An 11,758-nucleotide genomic window follows, 5' to 3' on the forward strand; every position below is an offset into this window, starting at 1 on the left:
CTAAGGTGCTGCGAGTGAGCGACGCACCCCGATCCCCCTTCGAGAAACTGGTGACACGCGGAATCACCCCGGTCGGCTTCGCGATCGCCCTGCTCGCGTTCCTGTTCCTCCCGTGCTCGGCCATGTCCTACAAGGACCTCCCCGCCCATGTGACCGACCTGTCGACGATGGTGTCGGTCCTGGACCTCTCCTCGACCGGCGGGAACATCGCGGTGCACCAGTCCGGGTTCGACTGGACGACCGGCCCCCGCGTCCTCGCGATCGCCACCCTGCTGGCCATGGCGGCGGGCACGGTGATCACCGTGACCCGTCCCGCCCGGCGCCGCCCTCTCTACGCCGCGATCACGGCGGTCACGGCGGGCGCCCTCCTGACGGCGACCGGCCTGCGCGCCACCGCGGAACTGAAGGACGCGGTACGAAACCTGCTCTCCGCCCTGTTCACGACCATCCCGAAAAGCGAAAGCGCACCCCTGATCGACCAGTCGGGCCAGGCCGCCGGCCTCCAATGGGGTTTCTGGACGGCCCTCACACTCCTGGTTCTAATAGCCGCCCTCAACGTCGCGGCCATCCTGCACACCCGCACACGACACCGACGGCGAACGCCATGAGGCGCGGCGACGCCATCTGTGGAGCGCGACCGCGAATAGCTCGTGGCTAGCGAATTGGACGGTGGTCGCGGTGTAGGGAGTAGAGCGCGATGAGCAGGCCCGCGATGGTGAGGGCGGCGGCGACCGGGTAGATCGAGCGCGGGCCGGGGCCGTCGATGAGGCGTCCGCCGAGCCATCCGGCGAACGCGGCGGCGAGCTGGAACCCGGACGCGTTGACGGCGACGGCCAGGGTCGGGGCCGCCTGCGCGGTGCCGACCACCCGGGTCTGCATGCCGGGGACGATGGCGAACGCCAGCAGCCCGAGCGCGAAGAACAGCACGGCCGCGGGCCCGCGCTCGCCGCCGGCCGCCCAGCCCGCCGCGAGCGCGCCCGCGAGGACGGCCAGCAGCCCGGCGAGCGAGGGCATGAGCGCCTTGTCGGCCAGCCATCCGCCGAGGAAGTTGCCCGCGACCGCGCCCGTCCCGTACAGGACGAGCAGCATCGGCAGCGCCCCGTCGGAGAAGCCGCCGACGTCGGTGGCGAGCGGGGCGAGGTAGCTGAAGACGGTGACGACGCCGAGGTTCCCGGCCGTGGTGAGGGCGATGGCCAGCACGACGTCCCGTCCGGTGAACACGCGCAGCTCGCCGAGCAGGGAGCCGACGTCCGGCGCGGGCCGGTCGGGGACGGACCGCAGCACCAGCGCGAGGGCGGCGGCGGTGAACACGGCGATCGCGCCGAACGTCGCCCGCCAGCCGAGGCTCTGGCCGACGAAGGTGCCGAGCGGGGTCCCGGCGACGATTCCTAGGTTCATGCCGAGCGTCAGCCGCGCCACCATGGCGCCCTGCCTGCCCGGCGGCGCGGTGGAGACGGCGGTGTCGATCGCGACGGCGAAGAACGTGGCCACCACCAGGCCCGCGACGAAGCGTCCGGCGAGCAGGACGGCGTAGCCGGGCGCGAGCGCCGACACGGCGTTCCCCGCGATGCTCGTGGCGACGAGGCCCGCGACGAGCGGGCGGCGGCGCAGCCGCGCGGTCAGCGTCGTGACCACCGGCCCGCCCACGATCATGCCGAGCGCGTACGCGCTGACCAGCAGGCCCGCCGCTGGAATCGACACCGACAGGTCGCGGGCCACGTCCGGCAGGATCCCCGCGATGACGAACTCCCCGGTGGTCAGGGCGAACACCACGAGCATGAGCGAGAAGACCATAACCGGCATGCGCGGCTCCAAATAGTTCGAGTTCGGATGATGATAGTTAGAACTATCATGACTCGAACCTGTTGAACTAGACTCCGGGCATGGCGGAACGAGCCGACCCGGCGGCGAACCCGGCGGCGGGCCCGGTATCGGGGGAGGTCGACCGGGAGGTCTGCCACCTCGTCCACCGGTTCGTCCAGCGGCTGGACGGTCATGTCCGCCGCGTCGCCGACGACCTGGACCTGACCCCGACGCAGGTCATCGCGCTGCGCGAGCTGTCGGAGGAGATCACCGCGCGGGAACTGGCGAACCGGATGTCGTGCGAGGCGTCCAACGCGACGTTCGTCCTCGACCGGCTGGAGGCGCAGGGGCTGGTCGAGCGGCGCCCGCACCCGACCGACCGGCGGGCCAAGCGGATCGTGCTCACCCCCGCCGGGGCGGACCGCCGGGCCGAGGTCGTGGCGCGGCTCAACGCCCACTCGCCGCTCACCGCGCTTCCTCCGGCGCGGCAGGAGGCGCTGCGCGACCTGCTCCGGGGCCTCGTCGGCTGACGCCGCCGGACGTCAGGGGCGAAAGAGCGTCGCTGCGACGTGGGCTGTGTCGGCGTATTCGACGACCTCGACGATCCGCCCGTCGCGGACGGTGTAGACGCCGATGCAGCGGTTGTCGTAGTCGTCGCCTCGGAAGGTCCGCGCCGTGGCGGTCCATTCGGCGACGACGCTGTCCCCCTCGGCGACGGTCGAGACGAGTTCGATCTTCATCGTGCCGGGGACGAAGTGCACCCCCATGCCGCCGAGGAACTCGTCCACGATCGCGTCGCGTCCCCGCCAGATCCGGGAGATCGGCAGGCTGCCGGGGTAGTGCCAGGTCGCGTCCTCGGCGAAGCTCTCACGGATCACACGGGCGTCGCCGTCGCGGACGGCCTCGACGTAGCGGACGACGACCTCGCGCGGGCTGGTCATGATCGGATACCTCCGGTGGTCTCTTCGGATGGGACGAGGCTGAGCAACGGCCTTGCCGCGAATCCGGCGTTCGCGCAGGTCGACGAGGGTGGACGCGGTGTCGGCCCAGCCCGCGACCCGGCCGATCTCGGGACGCAGGCGCCCCTCACCGGTCAGCCGGACGAGGGCGGCGGGGTCGTCTGCGAGCGTGACCGGTTCGTCCGGGTCCCCGGTCGGGACGAGCGCCTTCATCGTCATCGCCTCCTCGTCGGCGTCCTGACCGCACTCCACCGGACGGGACGCCCGTCCGGCCAACAACGCGGAAGCCCGTCCGACAACGCCGGGTTGTCGCCTATGGTCGGCGGCATGGACCTCGACCTCGCGCTGGTCCGCGCGTTCACCGCGACCGCCGAGACGCTGCATTTCGGACGCGCCGCCGAAGCCCTGCGCACGAGCCAGCAGACGGTGTCCAAGCGGATCGCGCGGCTGGAGGGGCTGCTCGGCGTGCGGCTCTTCGAGCGCGCGGGCGGCGTCCGGCTGACCGGGGCGGGCGAGCGGTTCCTGCCCGCCGCGCGGGAGGCCCTGGCGGCGGGCGGACGCGCGGTCGGCGCGGCGCGCGGGGAGCAGCCGGTCGTCCGGGTCGACACGTGGGGACACCTGTACGCGCCCATGCGCACCGTCGCGCACGTCGCGGAGACGTTCGGCGCGCCGCGCCTGGAGCCGGGCGCGGGACGCGACTGGCCGTCCGTCGCCCAGGCCCTGCTGCGCGGCGACGCCGACCTCGGCTTCGGCCGCGTCCACCCGCTGCCGGGCGGCGCGGACGCCGGGCTCGGCCACCGCCTGGTCCGGCTCGAACCGGTGGACGCGCTGGTCAGCGACTCGCACCCGCGCGCGGACGCGGACGCCCTCCGGCCGGTGGAACTGCGCGGCGACACCCTGTGGTGCCCGGCCCCGCTGACCCGCCTGGACTTCCTCCGCCACTTCGCCGACGAGTTCTGGATCACCCGCCGGGAGGACGGCCCCAACCTGGGGCTGGAGCACCTCGTCGAGCGCCTGCGCGGCGACGCCTCCTGCTTCACGCTCTTCCCGGCCGACGCGCCGCTGCCCGCCGGCACCGGCCTGCGCTCGATCCCGCTGGTCGACCCGACCCCGCTGTACGCGTGGTCGCTGGCCTGGCGCGAGTCCGTCCCGCCGCCCCGGCTGGACGCCGTGCTGCGCGCCTTCGACGAGGTCGGACGCGCCCGCCGCTGGCTCGACTACCGCCCCGACCGCGACTGGCTCCCGGATTCCGACCGGGCCGCGGCGCTAGAGCACGCGGAAAAGCCCTGATCAGGGGGTCGGACGGGAGGCGGCGTCGAGGGCCTTGCGGAGCAGGACGGTCAACTGGTCGCGCTCGTCCGCGCTGAGACCGGCGGTGACGGCGCGGGCGAACGCGAAGGACTCCTCGAAGGCGGCGTAGAGCGTCGTCCCCTCGGGCGTCCGGACGATCTGCCGCGACCGTCCGTCCTCCGGGTGCGGGCGGCGGCGGACGAGGCCGCGCGCCTCCAGCCGCCGGATGATCTGCGTGATGTTGGACGCGTCGCAGCCGAGCTCGTCCGCCAGCTCCCGCATCCCGCGGTCGCGGCCGACACGGCCGAGCACGCACGCCTGCGCCATGCTCAGCCCGTGCTCCTGCGCGGCCCGCTCGAAGGCGCGGTCGTAGGCGTCGACGAAGTCGAACATCGCCCGTTCCGCGCCGGTGGCGGCGGCGACGGGTCCCGGTGGCGCGGCCATGCGTCCAGGTTACCCAAGAACTTGATGCACTCAAGTATCTGTGCCACCCTGGGTGCTTGATTGCATCAAGTACTTGGGAGAGGGGCGATCCGATGACGGAGACCGGGAAGCGGCAGGCCCGGGAATGGCATCTCGTGCGGCGGCCGGAAGGACGGCTGTCGGCCGACGACCTCGCGCTGGTCGAGGCGCCGGTCCCCGACCTGGAGCCGGGCCAGGTCCTGGTGCGCAACACGCACCTTTCGGTCGACCCGTACATGCGCGGCCGGATGGACGACCGTCCGTCCTACATCCCGCCGTTCGCACTCGACGCGCCGCTCGACGGGGGAGCGGTCGGGGTCGTCGCCGAGTCCCGCGCGGACGGCATGGCGCCGGGCCAGGTGGTCACGCATTTCCGAGGGCTGCGCGAGGTCGCCGTGCTCGACGCGGCCGACGTCCGCCCGGTCGATCCGGACGGCCTTCCTCCCGAGGTGTTCCTGAGCGCGCTCGGCGGGACGGGCCTGACCGCCTGGCTCGGCATCACGCGCGTCGCGGAGGTCCGGCCGGGCGACACGGTCTTCGTCACCGGCGCGGCGGGCGCGGTCGGCGGCATCGCCGGGCAGATCGCCCGGCAGCGCGGCGCCAAGCGGGTGATCGGCAGCGCGGGCTCGCCGGCCAAGGTGCGCCACCTGGTGGACGAACTCGGTTTCGACGCCGCCTTCGACTACCACGACGGCCCGGTCGGCGACCACCTCGCCGAGGCCGCGCCGGACGGGCTGGACGTCGTCTTCGACAACGTCGGCGGCGTCCAGTTGGAGGCCGCGATCGACCACCTGCGGATCGGCGCGCGGCTGGCCCTGTGCGGGGCGGCCGGGCAGTACGACGGCCGCGAGCCGCACGGACCGCGAAACCTCTACACCCTGATCACCAAGCGGGCGACGGCGCGCGGCTTCCTCGTCACCGACCACGCCGACGAGACGCCCGCCTTCCACGCCGAGGTCGCGCCGTGGGTGCGGTCGGGCGAGATCGTCGACCGGCGGACCGTCCTGGACGGGATCGAGCGCGTGCCCGAAGGTCTGCTCGGTTTGTTGCGCAGTGGTGCGCCGACGGTCGGGAAGGTCGTCGTCCGGGTCGCCGGGGAGGACGCGTGACCGGCCGCACGGTGCTGGTGACCGGGGCGCGGGGCAAGACGGGCGTGGAGGTGACGTCCCGGCTGCGCCGCTCGGGGGCGGACGTCCGCGCCGGTTCGTCGCGGCCCGGCGCGGGAATGGTCCGGTTCGACTGGGACGATCCCGCGTCGTGGCGCGATGCCGTCGCGGGCGTGGACGCGGTCTTCCTGGTGCGTCCCGACATTCCCGCCGCGCCCGAGCTCGCCGCCGGACTGGTCGAGGCGAACCCGGACGCGCACGTCGTCCTGCTGTCGGAGCAGGGCGCGGAGGCCATGGCGCCGGAGGCGTGGGCGCGCCGGGTCGAGGACGCGGTCGCCGCACGGGCCTCGTCCTGGACGTGGCTGCGCCCGTCGTGGTTCCACCAGGTCCTGACCGACCCGCGCTTCTACCGCGACGCCGTCCGGGACGACGGCGTCCTGAGCCTGCCCTCGGGCGGCGGCGCGATCGCCTGGGTGGACGCGCGCGACATCGCCGACGTCGCCGTCGCCGCGCTCCTCGCCCCGGACGACCACAACGGCCGCGCCCACACCATCACCGGACCGGAGGCGCTCACGGTCGCGGCGGTCGCGGCGGAGCTGTCCGCGCGTCTCGGCCGCCGGGTCCGCGCCGACGACCCGCCCCCGGAGACGGCCGTCCAGGACGTCGACGCCTGGACGGCGGACATCCTCAACGACCTGCACCAGCGCATCCGGGACGGCGGCTTCGCCGACCTCTCCCCGGCGGTGAAGGAGATCACCGGACACGAGCCGACCTCGATGGGCGACTTCATAGCCGCCCACCTGGACCACTGGAACAGAGCGGCCGACTAGCGAAACCGACCGGCCCGGCCCGCGACGAGGTCACGGGCTGGGCCGCCCTCGCCGATTCGCTCAGTTGATGGTGATACCGCCGTGCACGTCCCTCACCTGGACGACCTTGTCGGCTTTTCCAGTGAATACATTCGTGACGCCGTCGTCATTCGCCATCGTTTCGACACGTGCCTGGCTGAGGCGATTCTCGACCTCGAACCGGAATTCGGCGTCCTCGATCACGGCGTTACGGAGCGCGACTTTGAGATCGTCGGCGAACCCGGAGTCGTCGGCCATTGTCCGCCGCAGCGCCTCGGCCAACCGTGCGAGCCCTTCGCCGCCGCCGGACGCGATCGCGCCCTCCAGAACCTCTTCCTCAGCGGGACGTCCCCGGAAACGCTCGCGCACCTTCCGGCACAGCGCGGCGACGCCGTCCCTGACCGGTTCCCCGGTGAGCTCGACCGCCCTGCCCGCCGCCGCCGTCGCGACAGCCAAGGTAAACGGATCAGCCATCGGTCACATCCAAAGCGTGGGGGAGGGGACCGCATTGACGATACCCCGAGTGAAGGTTACTCTCCCGCCCAACCTTCTGTAACTACGTCCGTTTATGGACTTTTAAGCAGAAAACAATGGCCATGCCAACCAGAATCGCCATTTTAGCCGCGCGGCACTGACGATGACCGCGACGCCGTCCGCGTCGGCCGCCGCCGTCCCGCACCGCGTCCCCGGCCCGGACACGATGACCATGGCGCCAGCGCCTGAACGCGGCCGGATGGTAGTAGGGGTTTGTGCAGTCGGCGGGGTCAGGGTTTGCGGAGGACGCCGCCGAATTCTTTGGCGCGGCGCCAGTCGGCTGAGGCGCCCAGGAGGTGGCGCAGTTCCGGGTCTACGGGTTCGAGGGGCGGTTGGGTGGTGTCCGGGCGCCAGTCCACGACGTTGACCAGGCCCGGGTCGACCGGTTCCAGGTCGCGGACGAAGTCTGCGACCTGGTCGGGGGTGCGGCTTTTCCAGCGCATGCCGACGCTGCGCATCGTCGCGGTGAATTCGTCGGCCGTCCGCTGGTCGATGCCGATGAACTGGGACAGGGCGAGGTAACTGTCCGAGGGCAGCGCGTTCGCGACCGTGGTGATCGTGTGATGGGCCGTGGCGTCGTCGGGAATCGAGTGCGGCACCGACAGGAACAGCGCGGCGACGGGCTGGGTGAAGTCGATGAGGCGACGGGTGTCCAGATCGTCGAGCACTTCGCCGGGATCGGTCATGTCCCGGCCGATTACGGTGGTGTGCTCGTTGTCGGCGAGCAGGGCGCGGCCATGGGTGAGGACGATCGGATCGTTGTCGACGTAAACCACGTGCGCTGTCGGTTGGAAACGCTGTGCCACCTGATGCACGTTGTGGTGGGTGGGGAGTCCGCTGCCGAGGTCGAGAAACTGCGTGATGCCGACGTCGCGTGCCAGGAAGCGGACCACCCGGTAGAGGAACAGGCGATTGGCCCTGGTCGCGTCGAGCGCCTCTGGGAATCTCTCGTTGAGCGCCAGCACGGCGGCCCGGTCGACGGCGTAGTGGTCCTTGCCGCCGAGCGCGTAATTGTACATTCGCGCAGGTGTAGGGACGTCTACCGAGAAATTCGCGTGAATCGAGGGGCCGTCCGTTGGCATGGCAGACTCCCCTATCGTCCAAGCCAGCAACCGGGGGCGACAATGCTACCGGGAAAATCAACGGTGCAGGATCAGCGCTTTCAGGTGACGGTCAGCCGACATTCAGTTAGCGAGGGTCGCGCAGGCGGCGATAGCGCTCCGCCCCGCCGCTAAATCGGTGACGGGCCCGATGGGCGGAGCGATGGGGAGCGCGGCCGCCGGGGCCGAAACGTCGTGAGCAGCGGGACCTCCGCGACGACGTCGATTGCTCGGCCGCGCCGGTCGCAGTATTCACGTTCCATCCATGCTGGGTTAACCCCTCTATCGTCGCTCGTCGCCAGACTTATTTGTCCCCTCAGGTTCATAATTGAATGGATTACCGTGCGTTCATATCTCGCCGTCATAGCGTCATCGCCTGGAGGTCGGCTGCCCGAGGTGGTCCTTGAGGCGGCGGAGGCCGCGGCGGTCGACTCCATTCCGGTGCCGCCGGAACATCTCGAATCCGGGCGCTGGGTCTCGGGCGACGGCGGTGTCGCGCTTCTGTCCTGGTCGAATGAGCCCCGGCACGAACTCCTGCCGCGGCCGCTGATCGAACGCGGTGGACGGGTGCTCGGATACTGCGGCTATCTCGGCGAACCCGAGGACGACGAGCGGAAACTGTTCGATTCCGACCGGTTGGGCGACGCGGCCGAGTCGCTCGGCGGATGTTTCTCGGTGTTCCGCGCGGGCGAGCACGAAGTTCAGGCGGCGACGTCGATCGCGCGGGTCTGCCCCGTCTACTACGCGGAGGCGGGCGGGGTCTTCGTCGCGGGCAGCCGGGCCCTTCTCGTCCATCTCGTCGCGCGGGCGGCGGCGACGAACATGGCCAGGCCGTCGGTCGACCTCGACACCATGGCGCTCCAGCCGATGGTCCGGCACGGGTTCTTCACGAACGATGAGACGCCGTTCGCCGGTGTGCGCGCGTTGCCCGCGGCCAGCACGATCACGGTCCGGCCCGGCGGGCGGCCCGACATCGTCACGGCGCCGCTGCCGGAGGTGCTGCCCGCCCCGACCGGCGCCCGCGCGGCCCGCGAGCGCGTCGGACGGCTCGCCGAGGCGCTGATCAAGGCCGCCGCGCCGCTGGCCAGGCACGACGAACCCGTCAACCTGGCCCTGTCGGGCGGCCGCGACAGCCGCGTCATGGCTTCCATCCTCCGGGCCGCCAAGGTCCCGATGACGGCCACCACCCACGGTTTCGCGGACGACCCCGACGTCATCCTGGGGACGGAGATCGCCCGGCGGCTCGGCATCGAGCACAAGGTCAACCGGACGGTCACCGCCGAGAACCAGACGTCCGTCGATGTCGCCCACCCGTTCCTCAGGGCCTACGACATCATCCGCACGTGCGAGGGAATGACGTCGGCGTACGAGCGCGTCAACAACTGGGCCCCGTACAACTTCACCCCGAAGACGTCCGGGTCGGGCGGCGAGACTCTGCGGGGCGGTTTCCTCTACGACCAGAAGGACCAGAGCCCGGCCGGGCTCCGGAAACGGGTCGAGAGCATTTTCAAATCCGGCAGCGCCTTCCTCACTCCGGAGGCCAACGCGCGGGCGGCGGAACTGCACGGCGAATGGGCGGAACGCACCGAGAACGACGGAGCCGGGGTGCTCGACCTGCTTTACCTGTTCTACCGGTCGGGCCGCTGGATCGTCGGCTCCCACACCGCCACCCTGATGAACGGGCCCTATTACCATCCCTTCTTCGACAATCGCGTCGTCCGGGAGGCGCTGGCGCTTCCCGCCACCTGGCGGGCGAACGAGGAAGTCGTGTTCCGGCTGATCGAGACGCTGGCCCCCGAGATCGCCGACGTCCCGCCGGAGGGGAAGCGGTGGCGTTTCGAGGCCAACTCGCCGCGGCGCCTGCGCGAATGGCCCGCCTGGCGGCGCCGGGCGGCGGTCCTGCCGGTGGGACGGACCGCCGGCTTCAACTGGCGGAAGTCCTACGACGAGAACTTCCTGGCCATTCTGCGCGACCAGGTCCTGAGCGCGCCGCCGGAGCTGTTCGACATCGTCGACGAGCGCAGGGCCAAGGAGCATTTCGCCTCGGTCCCGAAGGGCTGGGCCAACCAGACCTGGCACATCTACACGCTCGCGGTCCTGCTGTCGGGCGAATGGCGCGACGCTCGTCCCGACCTGCCGGACGTCACCATTCCGATCCCGTGACCGGCTGACGCCCCCGCCGAGGCGCGAGGTCACATTCGCGGTGTTCCGTCGGTCAGTGCTGTGACACGGCCGGACGAACGGATGTGACGCGCGCATGGACGACGAGCAGTGGTTGGCGGAGCGGTTCGAGGCGCAGCGCGCCCGGCTCAGAGCGGTGGCGTACCGGATGCTCGGCTCGCTGAGCGACGCCGACGACGCCGTCCAGGAGGCGTGGCTCCGGCTCAGCGGCGCCGACAGCGGCAAGATCGAAAACCTTGGCGGATGGCTGACGACGGTGGTCGCCCGCGTCTCGCTGAACATGCTGCACTCACGCCGGACGCGCCGCGAGGAGCCCCTGCACGCCGTCCACCCGCCAGAGCCGGTCATCGACCGGATCGACCGGATCGATGGCGTCGCCGACCCCGAGCATGAAGCGCTGCTGGCCGACTCGCTGGGCCTCGCCCTGCTGGTCGTGCTGGACACACTGAGCCCGGCCGAGCGGCTCGCGTTCGTCCTGCATGACATGTTCGCGGTGCCGTTCGACCAGATCGCGCCCATCGTCGACCGTTCCCCGGAGGCGGCGCGCAAGCTCGCCAGCCGGGCCCGGCGCCGCGTGCGGGTCGAGGAGACCGTCCCCGACTCAGGTCCCCGGGCCCAGCGCGAGGTCGTCGAAGCCTTCCTGGCGGCCGCGCGGGACGGGGACTTCGACCGGCTGCTCCGCGTCCTCCACCCGGACGCCGTCCTCAGAGCCGACCTGGGTCCCGCCTCCGGGACGAGCGAGGTCCGCGGAGCGGCGACGATCGCCCGCCAGGCGACGGCCTTCTCGCGCCTCGCGCCCGCCGTCGAGATGGTGCTGATCAGCGGCGCGGTCGGGACGCTCACCAGGCAGGACGGCGTGGCCACCTCGGCCGCCGGGTTCACCGTCCGGGGCGGCCGGATCGTCGCGATCGACATCCTCGCCGACCCCGAGCGCCTCCGCCGCCTCGATCTGACCGCCCTCGACTGACCGGCCCCTGAGGGGCGGTCACATTCGTCCGCCGCCGTTGGTCATACCGGTGACCGCACGAACGAAGAGGGGACAACGATGCTGGAAGCAATCGCCTATGCGAGCGTCTTCGTCAGCGACCAGGACAAGGCGCTCGACTTTTACACCAACGTTCTCGGGTTCGAGCGCCGCCTCGAAAACCCGACGCCCGACGGCCCCCGATTCCTGACGGTCGGCCTGCCCGGACAGGATTTCCAGTTGGTCCTCTGGCCGGGAACTCCCGGACAGGCCCAGCCGATCAAGAGCCACATTCCCGGGGCCTACACCATCGACACCGACGACTTCGAGCGGGAGCACCAGGAGTTGACGTCGCGCGGCGTCCGGTTCGAGACCGAGGTGATGGAGTACCCGTGGGGCAGCCTCGCGATTTTCCAGGACCCCGACGGCAACCGGCTCCAACTGCGCGGACTGCGAAAAGCCGCTAGCTGACCATCGGTCAGAACAGGCGCACAGGTCCCACGGGCGCGCG

Annotated in this window: 13 protein-coding genes; 8 read left to right on the top strand and 5 right to left on the bottom strand. The window is 71.4% G+C overall.

What is annotated here, in order from left to right; all coding sequences use genetic code 11:
- Positions 1-14 precede the first annotated feature (14 nt).
- Positions 15-608, top strand: coding sequence for a hypothetical protein (locus tag FXF65_RS21725; RefSeq protein ID WP_148351825.1), 594 nt, complete (start codon positions 15-17; stop codon positions 606-608).
- Positions 609-654: 46 nt separating this feature from the next.
- On the opposite strand, the gene FXF65_RS21730 is transcribed toward FXF65_RS21725, so the two are convergent.
- A complete protein-coding gene (locus FXF65_RS21730) occupies positions 655-1,803 on the bottom strand; it encodes an MFS transporter (protein ID WP_148351826.1) in 1,149 nt (382 codons plus the stop codon).
- Positions 1,804-1,883: 80 nt separating this feature from the next.
- On the opposite strand from FXF65_RS21730, the gene FXF65_RS21735 reads away from it, so the two are divergent.
- On the top strand, positions 1,884-2,333 hold the full coding sequence (locus tag FXF65_RS21735) for a MarR family winged helix-turn-helix transcriptional regulator (RefSeq protein WP_148351827.1): 450 nt from the start codon (positions 1,884-1,886) through the stop codon (positions 2,331-2,333).
- A 12-nt stretch (positions 2,334-2,345) separates the two neighbouring features.
- On the opposite strand, the gene FXF65_RS44750 is transcribed toward FXF65_RS21735, so the two are convergent.
- A complete protein-coding gene (locus FXF65_RS44750; protein WP_222868667.1) occupies positions 2,346-2,981 on the bottom strand; it encodes a nuclear transport factor 2 family protein in 636 nt (211 codons plus the stop codon).
- Between the two features lie 108 nt (positions 2,982-3,089).
- Here FXF65_RS44750 and FXF65_RS21750 point away from each other — a divergent pair, with 108 nt between their 5' ends.
- The gene (locus tag FXF65_RS21750) at positions 3,090-4,052 is read left to right on the top strand and encodes a LysR family transcriptional regulator (RefSeq protein WP_148351828.1); all 963 of its coding nucleotides are present in this window, start codon (positions 3,090-3,092) and stop codon (positions 4,050-4,052) included.
- Here FXF65_RS21750 and FXF65_RS21755 read toward each other — a convergent pair whose 3' ends face one another.
- On the bottom strand, positions 4,053-4,496 hold the full coding sequence (locus tag FXF65_RS21755; protein WP_148351829.1) for a MarR family winged helix-turn-helix transcriptional regulator: 444 nt from the start codon (positions 4,494-4,496) through the stop codon (positions 4,053-4,055).
- A 92-nt stretch (positions 4,497-4,588) separates the two neighbouring features.
- Here FXF65_RS21755 and FXF65_RS21760 point away from each other — a divergent pair, with 92 nt between their 5' ends.
- Together FXF65_RS21760 and FXF65_RS21765 are read left to right on the top strand one after the other, a co-directional pair.
- Complete coding sequence (locus FXF65_RS21760; RefSeq protein ID WP_148351830.1) at positions 4,589-5,623, top strand: NADP-dependent oxidoreductase; 1,035 nt, start codon at positions 4,589-4,591, stop codon at positions 5,621-5,623.
- Entirely contained in the window at positions 5,620-6,450 is an 831-nt protein-coding gene (locus FXF65_RS21765) for an NmrA family NAD(P)-binding protein (RefSeq protein WP_148351831.1), read from the top strand. The genes FXF65_RS21760 and FXF65_RS21765 overlap by 4 nt, the downstream gene beginning before the upstream one ends.
- A gap of 60 nt (positions 6,451-6,510) precedes the next feature.
- Here the strand turns inward: FXF65_RS21765 and FXF65_RS21770 are convergent, their stop codons facing one another.
- Positions 6,511-6,942, bottom strand: coding sequence for a hypothetical protein (locus FXF65_RS21770; RefSeq protein ID WP_148351832.1), 432 nt, complete (start codon positions 6,940-6,942; stop codon positions 6,511-6,513).
- 290 nt (positions 6,943-7,232) lie between these two features.
- Positions 7,233-8,084 (bottom strand): SAM-dependent methyltransferase, encoded by an 852-nt coding sequence (locus FXF65_RS21775; RefSeq protein WP_148351833.1) that lies wholly within the window; start codon positions 8,082-8,084, stop codon positions 7,233-7,235.
- A gap of 360 nt (positions 8,085-8,444) precedes the next feature.
- On the opposite strand from FXF65_RS21775, the gene FXF65_RS21780 reads away from it, so the two are divergent.
- From FXF65_RS21780 to FXF65_RS21790, 3 genes are all read left to right on the top strand, one after another.
- A complete protein-coding gene (locus FXF65_RS21780) occupies positions 8,445-10,265 on the top strand; it encodes an asparagine synthase-related protein (RefSeq protein WP_222868668.1) in 1,821 nt (606 codons plus the stop codon).
- A 94-nt stretch (positions 10,266-10,359) separates the two neighbouring features.
- A complete protein-coding gene (locus FXF65_RS21785; protein WP_148351835.1) occupies positions 10,360-11,250 on the top strand; it encodes a sigma-70 family RNA polymerase sigma factor in 891 nt (296 codons plus the stop codon).
- Positions 11,251-11,328: 78 nt separating this feature from the next.
- The gene (locus FXF65_RS21790; RefSeq protein ID WP_148351836.1) at positions 11,329-11,718 is read left to right on the top strand and encodes a VOC family protein; all 390 of its coding nucleotides are present in this window, start codon (positions 11,329-11,331) and stop codon (positions 11,716-11,718) included.
- Positions 11,719-11,758 lie beyond the last annotated feature (40 nt).

Origin of the sequence: Actinomadura syzygii (assembly GCF_008085905.1) — a bacterium.
GTDB classification, from domain to species: domain Bacteria; phylum Actinomycetota; class Actinomycetes; order Streptosporangiales; family Streptosporangiaceae; genus Spirillospora; species Spirillospora syzygii.